Raw genomic sequence first — 15,909 nt, 5'->3', positions numbered from 1 at the left:
GTAGCCGTGATTGGAGGACAGGGAGTGGATGGCATGGGGAACTCGCTCCACCTCGCCGAGGACGATGAAACGCTTAAGGACGCGGATCGCGACAACCCCACGCACAAGGGGAGAACCCGCGCAAAGGATGCGGATTTACAAGTGTACGGCATCCAGGATGTCGCTCAGGAACTCGGACTGACACTTCGCACGCTACGCTTCTACGAAAAGGAGGGGCTTATCGCCCCTCAACGGGTAGGCAGTACCCGGGCATATTCCAGGCGTGAGATCGGACGCATACAGCTGATTTTGCGCGGCAAACGCCTTGGCTTCTCCATCAAGGAAATCAAGGAGTTTCTCGATCTCTACGATGCCGATCCCGAGCATAAGGAGCAAATGGAGCGATTGATTGCCCGCATCCGGGAAAGGTTGGTCGACTTGAAGACGCAGCGCTCTGCGCTCGACCTGACAATCGACGAGCTTACAACCATCGAAGTGGAAGCGATGGCAAAGTTGCAGCGATAATTTGGTCATCCCATTCTCTAACCGAGCGGTAACGCTTGATCGCGGCGCCCCCGATCCAATCAAGCCGTCAAGCGACGAGCGCCGCGCCGATCGCTAAGGCCGCCCCAGAACCGCGCCATGATCATCCAGGCGATGCCCGACGCGGTCATCGCCCCGCCGACCTGCCATGGCTCGAGGCCAAGCACGCGCGCGATGGGGCCCGCGAGCGCCACGAACGACATCATCGCCATCGAGCAGACGAAGGTCTCGAACATCAGTGGCTTCATGCTGAAAGCGCCTGATGCTTCCTCCCCCACTTGTTCGTCGCCTGTCGCTGTCGCAGCTTCGGTCATGCTGCTTCGTCCCGTGATGCGACCGGCGAACGGCCACCATTCCAGAGCAGCGCCGTCGAGACGGCATAGACAACGAGCCAGCCGAGGTTGAACGCGGCGCCGTCAAGCCAGGTGTGCGCCGGCTCGGGCAGGATGCGCGCGATCAGCATGCCGATCGCGACCAGCGAGACGGGATTGGCCAGCGCTGCGAACCAGCGTGGCCAGGCGGTGCGGCCCAGCGCGATGACGATCCCGAGGAGCAGCAGCGCCAGGCCCAGCGTCACGATCGGCATCAACCAGGCGATGAGCAGGACATGGTAGAAGTGCTGGCCGAGATCGAGCAGCGCGCCATGGGCCGCGGCCGGCGTTTCGGGGATCGTCTTGTAGGCCATGCCGACATAGTAGAAGCCCGCATGGCCGAGCGGAGACCAGGCGTTGCCGGCGACCAGCAGGACGAAGGTCAGCCAGCGCCACCAGCCCATCGCCGGACGCAGCCCTTCGAGCAGATGCCAGCAGCCCGCGAGATAGAAGACGATGCCGGCATCGGCCACCAGCGCGCCCGCGGCGAGCCGCGCCTCGGAGGATGGAAGCATCAGCGCGACACCGTCGAACTGGATGCGATCGGCATAGGTCTTCAGGATCAGCGGATAGTCGTCGGGACTTGCCCTAGCCCCGATGATCAGCGCGTCGCCGAGCGTCCAGAGGATCGCGCCGATCACGCCCGCGATACCGCAGAGACGAAGAAGCGGGAGCCGCTGGATATCCGTCATAGGCTTGTCCTTGCTTCGGCGCGGGATCGATCGACGAGACGCATGATCTCCTGGGCGATCAGCTCGGGCTGGCTGAACGGAACCATTGCCAGCGCTACCGTCGCCTGGCGGCCACGGGCAAGCCTCAGCCCAAGGTGACCACCGCGATCGCGCGTGAACTGTTCGGCTATGCCTGGGACATCGCCCGTCGGGTGTCGCCGGCGATAGCCGGCTGATCCACCCACGACATTAACGAGAGGAGGCGCCAGCGCACCAACTGCATAGCCTTGGCCGACGTGCCGCGGGCACCCGACTGTGATGGGCAATCCACGGTGTACGGTGGGGCAGGTTCGTCCGACGCCCGAACTTAGACGGAGGATAGGCCCAGCGACGGATACGGGTAGTGCGGTAATCAACCCGCGGATGAGAGCATGATCAATCGTCGTCGATCAGGCGCCCGCGGCACACCCGCCAAGGTCAATGCGACCGCTGGTCTCGAGGCCAGCGAAGGAGTAAACTCGGCCAGCGTCTCGGATGGCAGTCATGAGAGCGTATATCTGTGCCCGTTTTATGTGACGCCCCCGACATGGCGGTTTGAGTAGACGCGGAGAAGGGCGATGTCGCCCTTCTCCGCGCTCAGTCAGGCGGCGAGCAATTCGTCCGCCGGACCGAAGAATTCGTAATGAATGCGGTCGGATGGGACGCCAGCCAGCGACAAGGTCGAGACGGCGTGCCGCAGAAACGGGCGTGGTCCGCAGATATAGTAATCGGCCTCACCTACAGGCGTGTTGGCGACCAGCCATTCATCGGTAATGATGCCGGCGACGTCATAATCCCGTCCTGCGACTTCATCTTCGAGCGGGGTCTGATGAAAATCGGTGACGGTGATTGACTTGCCCCGCCCAGCGACAGCGCGAACATGATCACGCATTGCGTGGGTATCGCGGTCATGAGTTCCGTGGACATAGTGCACGGGGACTCCCGCCTCGCCCTCAGCAAGCGTTTCGAGCATGGCCACCATCGGGGTCAGCCCCACGCCGCCCGACAGGAGGATCACCGGGCGTTCGACATGCGCTGCCAGGAAGAATTCGCCTGCAGGCGCGGCAACTTTGAGCACCGTGCCCGGCTTGGCTTCATCATGAAGCCAGCCTGACGCAAGACCAAGCGGCTCACGCTTGACCGAAATGCGATAGGTTTCGCCGTTGGAGGCTGCTGAAATCGAATAGTTGCGCTTGACTGGCGGATGTCCCGGAATTTCAAGCCAGAAGGTCAGATATTGCCCGGGCTTGTGCCGCATGACGGCCCCGCCATCAACGGGGCGCAGAACGAAGGAATTGATGACGCTGCTCTCACGCACGACGTCCTCGACGCGAAAATCGCGCCAGCCATTCCATCCGCCGGTCGCATCCTTCTGTTCTGAGTAGACTCGCTGCTCGCGGGCGATCAGGATGTTGGCCAGGAACCAGTAGGCTTCGCCCCAGGCAGCGAGAATCTCATCGGTGGCCGCATCCCCCAGCACCGCCTTGATCGCCCCCAGGAGCGCCTCGGCAACGTGCGGATAATGTTCGGGCAGAATTTGCAGGCCGACATGCTTCTGCGCGATCCGCTCGACCGCCGGGGCAAGCGCACCGAGATTTTCGATGTTGCTCGCATAGGCGAGAATGGCGCCGGTCAGCGCCCGCGGCTGCGAACCGGCATCACCATGGTGCGATTGGTTGAAAAGGTCGCGAATGTTCGGGTTCTGGAACATCCGGGAATACATCTCGTTCACGATGTCGAGGCCATGCGCTTCGAGCGCGGGGACGGTCGCCTTGACGAGCGCAATGGTCTGATCGCTGAGGGGCTGCGTCATCAACTTCTCCTTTTTGAATGCGTTGAAAATCCCGGAATGTCAGAGCTTGGGAATGTGATCGTAAAAATCCACCTGCATCTTCATCGGCCCTGTCGGCGTTACGAAATGCGGTTGCTGAGGGAGAATCAAGCCAGGCTGGTCAGGCGTCAGGACGATCTCCGAAGGTGGCTCGAGGTAGGTTAGCCGGAGTTCGCCCTCCAAAACCCGGATCACGCCCCAAACACCAGCCTTCGTGTCATGTCGCGCGCGCAAGGCAGCCGGCAGAGTGTCCTGGTTGAACACCGGCGTGGAACGGTAAGGCAAGATTTCAGCCATGGGTTTGCCCTGGTCGCTCGATGGCATCCTTACGTTCCGCGTTGGCGACCGATGCAGCACTCCGTTCCTCCAGTTGGAAGAACATCGCCAGTTGCAGGCTCTCGGCGATGCGCCGCGCCTTCGCTTGTAGCGCCGCTGCCGCTTCGGGCGTCATCCTGTCATTGGTCGTTTGAACCCAGAGTGCGAGCCAGCGCTCGAACAGCGCGGGCGTTATCCTGGCCTTATGCTTCAAATGGGCCGGCACCGGTTGCCCCTTGTATCGGCCACTGGTGAGCATGACGGAGGACCAGAACGCAGTCAGCTTCCCAAGATGCTCCGGCCAGTCATCGATCGCATCGTTGAAAATCGGCCCAAGCGCGGGATCGGCGCGGACCCGCGCGTAAAATTCCTCCACCAAAGGAGTCAGCTCTTCTTCTCTGATTTTCGAGACACCGTCCACGACTCGCGCTCCAATCATGTATATATAATACATCGATCATGATTGCGCATAAACGCAAGGCTAGCGCATATTTCCAGGTCGTCGGTCGCGGCGATGTACACAGCCTGAGAAACTGCTCAGCCCCGCTAGTTTAGCCTTGAATCCGAAACACGAAGGCATAGCATCAGCCAGCGACCCGAAGGAGTCTCGGTGAGACGTAGACACCTTTCCTTGCCCGCCCGTCAAAAGACGGGCGGGTTTTCTTTTCCGATTCCGTAGGACATTCGCTGGAACGCTAATCCGCGTGATCTGGCGCACTCGGAATTTTCAAACACCGTCACAAATACCTAATTGTGCGCAGCTCAAGATCTAATCACCCGATTTTCGCGATCAAGCGGCCGGCGGCACCCTGCTCTGCCGCCAGATTGCGATTATAGGCGAGCGGCATCCGGGGACTCTTCCAGCGTAGCGCATCCATGATCCCCGCCAGATCCTCGCCGCTCGCAAACAGATCCTGGTTCAAGCCCACCCGCGTCGAATGCGCGCTCACGCCCTTGAGCAACTGCGCCAGATCATCGGCGGTGAGGTCGCTCAGCGCGCCCTTGTCGAAGGCGCGCCGGATCATTGCCCGCCAGATCGGCCCGATCGAACCCGGGTGCAACGCCCCCTCTCCCACATCATATTCGGTGCGCGCCGGCACCGCCGACTTCGGCAATGTCTTGCGCAGATCCCAGCTTTCGCGGCCAGAAATCGTCTCGATCCGCCGCCCCTTGACCGCGGCCCGCGCCTTGTAGCGGCGCACCTGCACCCGGCGAAACAGCGGTCCCTCCTCGATGTCGGCAGCCGCAGTCCAGGCGGCGATCGCCCGCACCGAGCGCGGGCTGAGGAACGCGGTCGCGCCCTTTCCCTCCTGATCGCCCTTGCTGCGCGAAATCGTCAGCAGCCGCGCCTCGGGATCGATGGCGTCCACAATGTGCTCGACCTCGACCGCGACCAGCTCGGAGGCGCGCAAGCCCGTGTCGTAGGCGACCGACAGCAAAGCCCGATTCCTGAGCCCCGGCAAATCATCCGCGCAGGCCTCAAGCAGCCCCCGCACATTAAGCCCCCGGGGTGCGTCCCGCTCGACATTGCGCACCGGCCCCTTGAACCGCAGCGGCCGCGCCTGGGCTTGCGTGCTGCCCTTCTCCCGGCGGATCGCGCGGAGCCGCAGCTTGACCAGCTCGGCCTGGGTGGGATCCTTGATGTCGAGCAGCTGGTGGATCTTGGCGATCGACGCCTTGTAGCGACCGAGCGAGGCGGGTTTCGCCCCCTGCCCTGCCCGGGCATCGAGATAGTCGGCGACCGTCTCGGGAGTCGCCGGCGAGGTCACGCGCCCGTTTCGGCGGCACCAATGGTCGAACGCCTCGATGTCGCTGGCAAGCGCGCGCAGGGAATGCGGCGAGGATGCCGCCTGATAGGCGGCGATCAGCTCGGCGTTGATCGTGATTGGCGATCGACAGTTCAGCTTGGTCACCTCCCAGGCGAGGTCGACGGCCTGTCGGCCTCGCCGGCTGCTGATGGGCGCTGGGAGGCTCATCTGGACAGCGCGACAATCTGGTCGAAGCTGTGCGGTTCGACCCCATAGATAGCCTCACGCGTCACGCGCCCATCAAAATCGCTCTGCCATGACCAGAATATCGTCTTTTCAGTGTCCAAATGCCCTGCCCTCCGCCGGGATGCATGTCGGTATCAACAAAACACAGGACTGGGAAACGCAGGGTTTTCAAACGCCATCTGTCAGCAAAATCCAAGCCTGTCTCGCGTGTACTTCGCGATTTTGCTACAATAACACTGGACCACGCAAGGCGAGTCCCTGAAGCAGTCGGGGATAGGTCATGGCCGATTTGGGCACACTTCTGACAATGATCCCACCTGCCGCCTGGCAGGAGGCTTGTGAACGCGAAGCGGTCATTCGGCCCCTCACCGAACGGCCCAAACTGACCCGCGCTGCGGTGGAATGTGCAGCGGCGGAACTCGGACTTAACCGCAGCCGTATCTTCGAACTGGTCGGCCGATATCGCTCCAAACCAGTGGCGAGCTCCCTTCTTGACCAAGGCAGGGGCTTTCCAAAAGGTCAGCACCGCCTATCCCCGAGACTGGATGGCATAATAAGCGCGGAGATTGACGGCTTCTATCTGGCACGGCCTAAACCGTCGCTCGCACAGTTGGTCCGAAGCGTCAGACACGCCTGCCAATCGGAAGGCATCGAAGCGCCTTCACGTAACACGATTGTCGCTCGGGCGCGTGAGGTCGATGCTAAACGAAGCATCGCGGCGCGCGACGGAGCAAAGGCCGCTGCGGATCGCTTCCGCCCTGTCACCCGCTCATTCGACGCTGAGTATCCGCTCCATGTCGTCCAGATGGACCACACTCCTGCTGACGTCATCATCGTCGATGAGCATTTCCGCAGGCCGCTTGGCCGGCCGATCCTCACGCTCCAGATCGACGTGGCCACTCGCACCATCCCCGGGTTCTATGTCTCTTTGGAGCACCCATCAGCAACGTCTGTTGGTATGGCAATCCGCCACGCTGTTCTCCCAAAGACCGCATGGTTGCAGGAAAGGGATCTTGACCGTGTCGAGTATCCTGTCGCGGGGATTCCCGACGCCCTTCATCTCGATAATGCCAAGGAATTCCACTCTCTGGCGCTCAACCGGGGCTGCCGCCAACACGGCATCGAGCTGATATATCGACCGGTGCGGACGCCCCACTACGGGGGCCATATCGAGCGGCTGATCGGTACGACCGTCGGTGAGATACACCTCCTTCCCGGCACCACCTTCTCCAACGTAAAGGCGAAGGGCGACTATAACGCTGAGGGGAAGGCTTGCCTTACCCTCCCGGAGTTCGAGAGATGGCTCACGCTCCAGATCGCAGTCTACCACGGGACGATCCATGGCGAATTGGGAGTTCCGCCCCTGACCGCTTGGCATGACGCGCTGGCGAAACGGCCGACGCCGCTACGGTACCCGATCAATGACGCAGCCTTCCTTCTGAATTTTCTGCCTTTCGAGATGCGCAAAGTCCGGCGCGAAGGGATTGAGCTGTTTCACGCCTTCTACTGGCATGGAACATTGGCCGCGCTCGCGGTGAGCACTGATCGAAAGCGGCCTGTAAAATATAACCCGCTCAATCTCTCGGCGGTTTATCTGGAGCTGTCAGACGGCGAACATCTGACCGTTCCTCTTCGGGACCGGCGGCGTCCGGCAATCACGAAATTCGAGCATGATGCGGCTGTGAAGGCTCTACGGGAGCGCGGCCGACTGGCGCTTGATGAGCATCAAATTTTCGAGATGGTCAAAGAGCAACGGACCATCGTTCGCGACGCCATCGCTCGGACCAAGACGGCTCGCAAAGCCGCGCAGCGAACCGTTTATGCCTTGAGCGCGGGAGCACCGGTCATTGCGCCAACCGAACCCCGCCTACCAAAACCGCCCGATCCGCCTGCTGACACCGAAAGGGTTGTGCCGTTCGACATCGAGGAACGCGGATGACTGTTCTCAACCAACATCTGTTTCCGGCCTATCGCGACCAGGCGGACTATCCCGACGAAACCAGGATCGATTGGCTACGCCGTGACCGTTGGATGGGCCTTCCGCAATCAGAGGCGGCGTTGAGCCAGCTCGAAGATCTTCTGGCCTATCCCAAGCGCGGACGCATGCCATGCCTGCTCCTGTTCGGATCAACCGGCATGGGCAAAAGCGAAATCCTCAGCCGCTTCTCGGAACTTCATGCCCCCGCGTTCGACGAACGGGCTGGCATCACCGTCATGCCGGTCGTTTCAGTTCAGATGCCGCCAGAGCCAACCGAGGAGGAGTTTTATACCGAGCTCATGCTGGCCATGAACTACGCCGAGTTCGGCCATCTATCACTTCGCACACTGCGCGCTCTGGCGAGACGCACCCTCGCGGAATTCGGCGCCCGCATTCTCGTGCTGGACGAGGTCGACAAGATGCTCGCCGGGACGCCGAGGCAGCAACGCATCTTTCTCAACACCATCCGCTTCCTCACCAACGATCTTAGAATTCCCATTGTCTGCGCGGGCACGGAAGACGCACGGATCGCCGTGCTCACTGACCCGAACCTTGCAGATCGGTTTGGCGCCCTGGAATTGATCGCCTGGCGCAACGATCATGCATTGCGCCAGTTGTTGGCCAGCTTCGCTGGATTGCTTCCCCTGAGGCGTCCTTCCCACCTCGACGATGACCAGGTGCGTCGACGAGTCCTTGCGCTTACCGATGGGGTCACGGGCCGAATTTTTCGATTGATGGAAGCGGTTGCCATCGCAGCTATCCGTAGCGGCCGCGAGATGATCGATGCCGACAGTTTCGACGATGAGCAATTGCTACTTCCCCTGGTTTCCATGCAGGTCACTGCCGGAGGCAGGAGAGCCGCCCGGTGCCGACGGCCATGATAGCGCACCCGCTCCCTTTTCCAGACGAGCTCCTCAGTTCCTGGAGTGAACGCAGAACGAAGGGGCGACCAACTATCGTCAGATCGTCTGACGGGCCCCGTCTATTTCGTCGATCCTGGCGTCAACACAACCCGGATTACTGTCCTTCGGTTGCATGGCTTGCATGGGCATCGGCAGCGTTCAAAGTTGAGACTAGGCAGTTGGCCGGAAACGCCCTTCGTCGTCGATACAAGGCGATGCGGAAAGAATTCGTCGCCTGGCTCTATCCCCCAACGGGAATCGGCCTAGCAACCTCTTCGGTTATCCCCTGCGTGCGCGTTGCCTGGTGCAACCGTTGTCTGGCTGAAGACCTGGCCAATGCAAGGCCAGCATACTTCAGACAATGCTGGGCCCTCGCGCCGCAAACCTTCTGCCACAAACATCGATGGCCGTTAGAAGAGCGGTGCAACATCTGTGGCGCCTACAACTGGACAGTCATCCGCACCGCAACGAACTGCGTGCGCCTCGTTTGTGGTGAGTGCTGGCGACCGCTCGAGCGGTCTATGCGCGCCGCCCTCGATGCCCCATCATCTATGCTAGACGCCTGGGACCGGGTGATTGCTCTCGAAGCCGAAATCCTGGCAGCACTGTCCGGTCGAACACCAGATCAGTTTCGTTTCAACTTCACCTCCGGCGCGCAGCTCCTGAATGAGGTGGATGACATTGCCGGAATTCTCTGTCGAAATTACTGGGGGTACACGCGAACCAACATCCCGCTGAACGCCTTCAGCTGCCCTGCCATTACCCCGGGCTACCTTCCGCAGGACTTCTACGAAAGCGACGGACTTCATCCTCTCGCAACCGGCAGCATTCGAAAACGCCGGAGCCTTCTAGGGGCAATCTGTGCAATTCTGGATCCCGATCCGACGACCGGACGCACCCTCTACGGGCCAGAAAGTCGGCCATCGATCGAGGAATTCGTTTCAACCGTCGAGCGAGCCGCCATCGAAATACACATCTCGGCAGCTGATCGATGGTCGCCAAGCTTCATCAGCCGGCTGAACGGCGCTCGCCGAGCGTTGGATCAAAAGCGCAAAGTTTCCAAACTGGCGGCGATCTGGTCGCTGCGCCGCTGAACAACCTTGGCAACCCCGCCGCGAACTCCGGCGGTCGGTCCTGAAGGCAAGGGCGAGCGATTGGGTCGTTTTCACTCTGGGCTCGTCCCCTACCTATCTTGGCAGCTTCCGCTAACGACCCGAGATCGCGATCGCGGAATGATCAGTTGCCGGATCAACCGGCACCCCAAGCTGCTTGCGTTCTGAGTAGCGATCAACGAGCTGACCGGCGTGCGGACGCATCAGGACAGTGAAGCGCACCAGCTCCTCCATCACATCGACGATGCGGTCATAATAGCTCGACGGCTTCATGCGGCCTGCTTCGTCAAACTCCTTGTAGGCCATCGCCACGGATGACTGGTTGGGAATGGTGAACATTCGCATCCAGCGGCCCAGCAGGCGAAGCGTGTTCACGGCGTTGAACGACTGCGAGCCGCCAGATACCTGCATGACCGCAAGCGTGCGCCCCTGCGTTGGGCGCATTCCCTTCATTTCCAACGGCAGATGATCGATCTGCGCCTTCATGATGCCGGTGATCTGACCGTGCCGCTCCGGGCTGCACCACACCTGGCCCTCGGACCACAGCGCCAGTTCGCGAAGTTCGTGAACGGCGGGATGATCGTCACCCGCTATCTGGTCGGGCAGCGGCAGCGTCGATGGATCGAAAATCCGGGTTTCCGCGCCGAACAGGCGCAAAAGCCGTGCGGATTCCTCGACCGCGAGACGGGAGAAAGACCGTTCGCGCAGGCTGCCATAGAGCAGCAGAATGCGCGGTGCGGGATCGAGCGCCCCCAACCCTGCCGCTGGCCGGTGGTGGATAAAGGCCGGATCAAGCGCGGGTAGCGTGTCGGGATCGGGAAGGTCGCGGATAGGCATCAGGCAATTCCAATACGCAGCGCGAGCGCCGCAAGGGTGATGAGCAGGATGGGAACGGTGAGCGTCGCGCCCACGCGGAAGTAATAGCCCCACCCGATCTTGATGTTTTTCTGGCCCAGGACATGAAGCCACAGCAGGGTGGCGAGCGAGCCGATGGGCGTGATCTTGGGGCCAAGATCGCAGCCGATCACATTGGCGTAGATCATCGCTTCCTTCACCGCCCCGGTGGCGTGCGTGGCGTCGATCGACAGCGCGCCCACCAGTACCGTCGGCATGTTGTTCATGACGGATGACAGGACGGCAGCGATCACGCCGGCCCCCAGCGCGGCACCCCACACCCCGCCTTGCGCGGTACGATCGAGCAGCGCGGCCAGGTGGTCGGTCAGTCCTGCATTTCGCAGGCCATAGACCACGAGATACATGCCAAGCGAGAAGATGACGACCTGCCACGGCGCGCCGCGCAGCACCTTGCGGGTTTCGATCACATGCCCCCTCGCCGCGATTGCGAGCAGCAGAATTGCGCCGGCAGCGGCAACCGCGCTGACCGGCACGCCCAGCGGATCGAGCAGGAAGAAGCCGACGAGAAGAAGCACGAGGACGACCCAACCTGCGCGGAAGGTCGCGGCGTCCCGGATTGCCGCCCGCGGCGCATGCAGCGCGGCGACATCATAGTTTGCCGGTATGTCACGACGGAAGAACAGCATCAGCGCGCCAAGCGTGGCGGCGATCGCTGCCAGATCCACTGGCACCATCACGCTGGCATATTCGCCGAAACCGAGCTTGAAGAAGTCGGCCGACACAATGTTGACGAGGTTCGAGACGACAAGCGGCAGACTGGCGGTGTCCGCGATGAAGCCCGCCGCCATTACGAACGCCAGCGTCGCCTTGTCGCCATAACCTAGCGCGCGCAGCATCGCGATAACGATAGGGGTCAGGATCAAGGCCGCGCCATCATTGGCGAACAGGGACGATACCGCCGCGCCGAGCAGCACGACCAGGGCAAACAGGAGGCGGCCATTGCCCTTGCCCCAGCGCGCGACATGGAGCGCAGCCCATTCGAAGAATCCGGCCTCGTCCAGCAGCAGGCTGATGACGATGATCGCGACGAAAGCGCCCGTCGCGTTCCAGACAATGCCCCAGACCACGGGCACGTCGGAGAGCGATACAACGCCCGCGAGCAGCGCCACGACCGCCCCGCCCATGGCGCTCCACCCAATGCCGAGGCCCTTGGGTTGCCAGATGACGAGCGCGATCGTCGCGATGAAGATCAGAATTGCTGGCAGCATCAGGCGATACGCTGGCCCGAGGCGTCCACGACCTGTTCGCCATCTTCTTTCGCGAATGCGCCGAGCTGGCCTGTCGGCAGCAGATCAAGCACCGCTTCGGAAGGACGGCAGAGTTTGACACCGAGCGGTGACACAACGAGGGGGCGGTTGATGAGGATCGGATGCGCCATCATCGCGTCCACCAGCGCGTCGTCCGACAGCGACGTGTCGTTCAAGCCCAGCTCTGCATAGGGGGTGCCCTTCTCGCGCAAGAGATCGCGCGGGGCCATTCCGGCGCGGTCGATCAGTTCGACCAGCAAGGCGCGTGTGGGCGGCGTCTTGAGATATTCGATTACGTGCGGTTCAATGCCCGCATTGCGGATCATGGCCAGGGCATTACGAGAGGTCCCGCAAAGCGGGTTATGATAGATCACAATATCGGTCATTGTTGCCTCTTCAGCAGCAGGTGAGTTCGGCCAGAAGCGGCTCGCACAGTTCGGCGCGCCCCTGGCAGCAATCCTTGGCCAGGTAGACCATCAGTCCTCGCAGCACGGCGAGGTTGGCACGCTGGATCTGTTGGCGGCCACGCTTCTCTGAAAGCACCAGCCCTGCCTTCGCCATCACGGCCAGATGCGTCGAGAACGTGCTCTGGGTCAGCCCCGACGCTTCAACCAATTTGCCGGTCGACAGGCCATCAGGCTCATGTCGTATCAGGACGCGAAACGCATCAAGCCGTGTGGGATGCGAGAGCGCAGAAAGAATGGAGAGAGCGTCATCGGTTTCCATGTATCGGATTTAGCCGATGGATATCGCGACGTCAATGAAGCATCGTGATTATCCGATGCAACCAACCAAAATCAGGATGATGGGAAATTAGATCAACGACGCACAGTAAAAGAGTCAATCTGTTTTGAAAACCCGACGAACCGAACCGGACCATTGAACTATATTGTTGAATTATGGCGCCGGTCACTGCATCTATGCAGAGACGGGATACGTCGGATCTACCTTTTGCACGAACAGCTTTGCTGGGAGGCAGCTACTGGGACGGCCATCCATAGGATGATGACCTATCCGCCCAGCGAGAATAAGAGGCCGAGGCCCGTCACATTTTTCTGAACTTATAGCCGCAACGTTCGAATATTGACCTGTCTGCCACCGGGATGTCGCCTTAGTGGGGTAGCGGTAAAAGCATCATGCCAAACCCGTCGGGGCGCTTGCGTTGGCCCTTTCTGGCAAGCCGGCAAATCAGGTCTGATGCTGGCGTAAGATCATGTCGACGAGACGTTGAACAGGCGGCTTGCCAGAACGCACTCGCCGCCACGTCGGCCAATTGCAAGCCGGCCAGATTGTCGTGCGGAACAACCTCTATCAGGTCATCGAAAATGACGTCTGGTGTAATGCCCTTTCTGTCGAGCGTCAGATTGCCCGTCAGCGATTGCGCAATGATTCTCCGCAGATACCCCCTCAATTCGCCGTAGTCATGGCCACCGCGGTGTGAAAACACCAATCGCGCCGGAAAGACTCCTGCACCCATCTTTCGGCCACGCCTTGCGCACCATTCCGTTACGCGTTCGAGGAGAAGCCTGAGGCACCAGTTATAGAACTGCTTGTCATTAGATTTACCTAATCGCTGACTTCGGTGCCGGCGCATCGTATCTTTATGAGATGCGACAATGAAGAGGCGAACTGGCTTGCTTGCAAGCACCCTGCACACATGCCGACGATTGGCATCGCTGAACTTACGATAATGAATGTCCGAAGGGCCGTTACGACGGATCGCACGGTTCATGTCCTTGATCCATTCAACGGTGTCGGCGTCGTTCTCGGCTCCTACCACAACCGCGGACAAGACGAACCAATCAGACCAATGTGGCTCATCGGTTGCCTTCGGCTTTACTCCGGGGTCGCCCGCCTCATCGATGTAGACATGAAATAGCGGCTGCATATGTTCTTTGTTGCGGCAGCGCTCAGAAGAGTCGAGTCCTCCCACATCATTTATTCCACAATGTTAAAGTCTTGCTGAGACTGCCGATTATCAGGCCTCGCCTCTTGGTGATTCCTTGAAGTGGGCATGAAGGCTCACTCCTCCCGTTCCGGGCTGATCGACGCAGTCCGCCGTACTGAGCATCCCTGTTTCACATTGGGTTTGGCGCAACAAATGAGCCCCAACTCCCGCCCTTGAGCGATCACGCGGCGGACAGCTTCTGGCGACCAGTTCAGAGCACCACGCGGCGTTGGCTCCCGCAAATCCTTGCCGAGCCAAGCCGCAATACCGCGCAGTGTGGCATCTGGCTGGCTTCTAAGCTTGTCGGCAACAAGTATAGCAACCCGGCTATCGGGGGAAAGGCGCGGCGCCGTCTCTAAGATCACAGGATTTGCGTAGCCTGCGTCAACGAGCGCTCGGCACGCCTTCACCAACGTGCGTTCGGAGAAAGAGCGCACCGGCGGCCTGAGCGCCCTAATATGCCGTAACACAAACGCCCAGGGCAACTGCGGCCGCAGGCGCTCAACGAGCGGCAGCCAAGCTTGCCGACCGTCTATCAGATCGTGGAGATGCTTTTCCTTCAGAGTGTGGCGTAGCTCATCAATTGCTGACGGATCCCGCGCGCGCATTTTCGGATTTCCCGGTTTCGCGCCACGCGCGACCGCCGCCTTGAGGCCCGCGCGCGTCCGCTCCCGAATGAGAGCACGTTCGAATTCGGCGAAGGCCCCGAGCATCTGCGTCATCAACATGCCTTGTGGGCTGCTCGTGTCGATTGGATCGTTGATCGAGCGAAAGTAGGCGCCCTTCGCCCGAAGCGCTTCGACGATATCGAGCAAATGCGACAACGATCGTGCGAGGCGATCAATCCGCACAACGACGAGGGTATCCCCCTGCCCTACCGCAGCGAGCGCGCTGGCCAACTTGGGACGGCTGCGGCTAGCGCCGCTGGCCCGGTCTTCGAATATGGCTGCACAGCCTGCGCGCCGTAACTCACCGATCTGCGCGAATGTGTCCTGTTCGTCGGTCGAAACACGGGTGTAGCCGATCAAGGGCATTTGTCACAATCCATTTAACGGGGATAACCGAACGGTTGCCCCCGTTATACGATCTCTGCACGGTTCGCGCGCCTGGAATTTGGCGAGAGAATGGAAAGTCAGTTGGAAGGGGCGTCAGCGGGCGACGCGCACGCCCTTCCCCTCGGCGTCCCGCCTTTTACGGGGGCGTTTGCGGGAGGGGGCGGAATCCTACGCCAAGCTCGCCCAGATAGCCGGCGCGAGATCTTACTTGTTGCTGCCTTCTACGGTCGCGCCAGAAAGGCGACGGCTCAGTTCTATCCGGCGATGGCTACGCATTTTGAAGGTGTCTGGCCCAACGCGCCGATACTCAATGAAGCCGAGAGAACGCCAAAATCGCTCTGCCGCTTCATTCGCTTCCAGCACGGCCAACCGAATCTCTGTGGCACCTCTCGCAGCGGCCCAGCTTTCGACCGTCGAGTAAATTGAGCGTCCGACGCCACGACCACGCTGTGCGGCATCTACGATCATGAAGCCGAGATACCATGTGCCATCACGCGGATAATCGCGGAGGATGGCCGCGATTGCATATAGGCCGCCAGGCCCCTTCCATCCCAGGACAGCTTGATTGTGGGCGCTCTTTTCGGGCGGCACATCGGAGAAAAGCTCGCGAGCATCGTCCAGCGTGGGCGCGGCCCCGTCCTGCAACAGGAAATAGTCGCTGCAACGGTTGTACAGGTCTGCAACGTCTGCGGCGTCCGCTTGGGTAAGTTTGATCGGGGCTCCCGTCATCATCATCGCGTTTTGGCAGCAAGCACGCGCTGACCGTAATCCCGGAGTTCCCCGTTGGGACCGACATAGCGGTAGAGAGTGACGCGCTCGATCCCGAGTTCCTTGCAGGGCTCTGTTGCAAAGATTGGCGGCAGTCAGAGGTAGGCTGTCGCTCTGCGCCGATCAGGCGGCTGCTGCGAAATGGTGGTTGAGCATGCCCATGGCCTCCGTCAGCGCCGAGGGCCCAATGCCAAAAGCTCTCTCCACAAGGCGCACCTCGCCCCTGATGCCGGGCTGCAGG

At 60.9% G+C, this 15,909-nt stretch carries 17 protein-coding genes and 2 pseudogenes; 5 read left to right on the top strand and 14 right to left on the bottom strand.

What is annotated here, in order from left to right; genetic code table 11:
- The first annotated feature begins 33 nt into the window (after nt 1-33).
- The gene (locus A7Q26_RS15680; RefSeq protein WP_017503287.1) at nt 34-504 is read left to right on the top strand and encodes a MerR family transcriptional regulator; all 471 of its coding nucleotides are present in this window, start codon (nt 34-36) and stop codon (nt 502-504) included.
- 59 nt (nt 505-563) lie between these two features.
- Here A7Q26_RS15680 and A7Q26_RS15675 read toward each other — a convergent pair whose 3' ends face one another.
- Entirely contained in the window at nt 564-836 is a 273-nt protein-coding gene (locus tag A7Q26_RS15675) for a hypothetical protein (protein ID WP_017503288.1), read from the bottom strand.
- A complete protein-coding gene (locus A7Q26_RS15670; RefSeq protein ID WP_066861519.1) occupies nt 833-1,585 on the bottom strand; it encodes a DUF6796 family protein in 753 nt (250 codons plus the stop codon). Before A7Q26_RS15670 ends, A7Q26_RS15675 begins: the two co-directional genes overlap by 4 nt.
- An 86-nt stretch (nt 1,586-1,671) precedes the next feature.
- Here A7Q26_RS15670 and A7Q26_RS25980 point away from each other — a divergent pair.
- Nucleotides 1,672-1,800, top strand: a pseudogene (locus A7Q26_RS25980) (IS110 family transposase); the annotation flags it as partial.
- Nucleotides 1,801-2,204: 404 nt separating this feature from the next.
- Here the strand turns inward: A7Q26_RS25980 and hmpA are convergent.
- The 4 genes from hmpA to A7Q26_RS15650 form a co-directional block, all read right to left on the bottom strand.
- The gene (hmpA, locus tag A7Q26_RS15665) at nt 2,205-3,416 is read right to left on the bottom strand and encodes an NO-inducible flavohemoprotein (RefSeq protein ID WP_066861516.1); all 1,212 of its coding nucleotides are present in this window, start codon (nt 3,414-3,416) and stop codon (nt 2,205-2,207) included.
- A gap of 39 nt (nt 3,417-3,455) precedes the next feature.
- Complete coding sequence (locus A7Q26_RS15660; protein WP_004206958.1) at nt 3,456-3,731, bottom strand: DUF1971 domain-containing protein; 276 nt, start codon at nt 3,729-3,731, stop codon at nt 3,456-3,458.
- Nucleotides 3,724-4,203: a group III truncated hemoglobin gene (locus tag A7Q26_RS15655; protein ID WP_017503290.1), complete on the bottom strand. Its 480-nt coding sequence runs from the start codon at nt 4,201-4,203 to the stop codon at nt 3,724-3,726. The genes A7Q26_RS15660 and A7Q26_RS15655 overlap by 8 nt, the downstream gene beginning before the upstream one ends.
- A 319-nt stretch (nt 4,204-4,522) precedes the next feature.
- The gene (locus tag A7Q26_RS15650) at nt 4,523-5,725 is read right to left on the bottom strand and encodes a tyrosine-type recombinase/integrase (RefSeq protein WP_037522307.1); all 1,203 of its coding nucleotides are present in this window, start codon (nt 5,723-5,725) and stop codon (nt 4,523-4,525) included.
- A 298-nt stretch (nt 5,726-6,023) separates the two neighbouring features.
- Here A7Q26_RS15650 and A7Q26_RS15645 point away from each other — a divergent pair, with 298 nt between their 5' ends.
- The 3 genes from A7Q26_RS15645 (at nt 6,024) to A7Q26_RS25975 (ending at nt 9,717) form a co-directional block, all read left to right on the top strand.
- Nucleotides 6,024-7,682 (top strand): Mu transposase C-terminal domain-containing protein, encoded by a 1,659-nt coding sequence (locus A7Q26_RS15645; protein WP_066861513.1) that lies wholly within the window; start codon nt 6,024-6,026, stop codon nt 7,680-7,682.
- Nucleotides 7,679-8,602, top strand: a complete 924-nt coding sequence (locus tag A7Q26_RS15640) for a TniB family NTP-binding protein (protein WP_066861510.1) — start codon at nt 7,679-7,681, stop codon at nt 8,600-8,602. The genes A7Q26_RS15645 and A7Q26_RS15640 overlap by 4 nt, the downstream gene beginning before the upstream one ends.
- Before the next feature lie 542 nt (nt 8,603-9,144).
- Nucleotides 9,145-9,717 (top strand): hypothetical protein, encoded by a 573-nt coding sequence (locus A7Q26_RS25975; protein ID WP_232313825.1) that lies wholly within the window; start codon nt 9,145-9,147, stop codon nt 9,715-9,717.
- A gap of 111 nt (nt 9,718-9,828) precedes the next feature.
- On the opposite strand, the gene arsH is transcribed toward A7Q26_RS25975, so the two are convergent.
- The 8 genes and pseudogenes from arsH to A7Q26_RS25645 all read right to left on the bottom strand — a co-directional run.
- Entirely contained in the window at nt 9,829-10,572 is a 744-nt protein-coding gene (arsH, locus tag A7Q26_RS15630) for an arsenical resistance protein ArsH (RefSeq protein ID WP_066861504.1), read from the bottom strand.
- The gene (locus A7Q26_RS15625) at nt 10,572-11,858 is read right to left on the bottom strand and encodes an arsenic transporter (protein WP_066861501.1); all 1,287 of its coding nucleotides are present in this window, start codon (nt 11,856-11,858) and stop codon (nt 10,572-10,574) included. The genes arsH and A7Q26_RS15625 overlap by 1 nt, the downstream gene beginning before the upstream one ends.
- Entirely contained in the window at nt 11,858-12,283 is a 426-nt protein-coding gene (gene arsC / locus A7Q26_RS15620) for an arsenate reductase (glutaredoxin) (RefSeq protein ID WP_066861499.1), read from the bottom strand. The genes A7Q26_RS15625 and arsC overlap by 1 nt, the downstream gene beginning before the upstream one ends.
- Nucleotides 12,284-12,293: 10 nt before the next feature.
- Entirely contained in the window at nt 12,294-12,623 is a 330-nt protein-coding gene (locus A7Q26_RS15615; RefSeq protein ID WP_066861494.1) for an ArsR/SmtB family transcription factor, read from the bottom strand.
- A 385-nt stretch (nt 12,624-13,008) separates the two neighbouring features.
- Complete coding sequence (locus tag A7Q26_RS15610; protein ID WP_157102575.1) at nt 13,009-13,830, bottom strand: DUF3800 domain-containing protein; 822 nt, start codon at nt 13,828-13,830, stop codon at nt 13,009-13,011.
- 89 nt (nt 13,831-13,919) lie between these two features.
- Nucleotides 13,920-14,879, bottom strand: coding sequence for a recombinase family protein (locus A7Q26_RS15605; protein ID WP_084439159.1), 960 nt, complete (start codon nt 14,877-14,879; stop codon nt 13,920-13,922).
- Nucleotides 14,880-15,104: 225 nt separating this feature from the next.
- On the bottom strand, nt 15,105-15,635 hold the full coding sequence (locus tag A7Q26_RS15600) for a GNAT family N-acetyltransferase (RefSeq protein ID WP_007686150.1): 531 nt from the start codon (nt 15,633-15,635) through the stop codon (nt 15,105-15,107).
- Nucleotides 15,636-15,791: 156 nt separating this feature from the next.
- A pseudogene (locus A7Q26_RS25645) lies at nt 15,792-15,909 on the bottom strand (IS6 family transposase); the annotation flags it as partial.

Origin of the sequence: Sphingobium sp. TCM1 (assembly GCF_001650725.1) — a bacterium.
Classification (GTDB): Bacteria; Pseudomonadota; Alphaproteobacteria; order Sphingomonadales; family Sphingomonadaceae; genus Sphingobium.
This window is presented reverse-complemented; position numbering and strand designations above follow the sequence as displayed.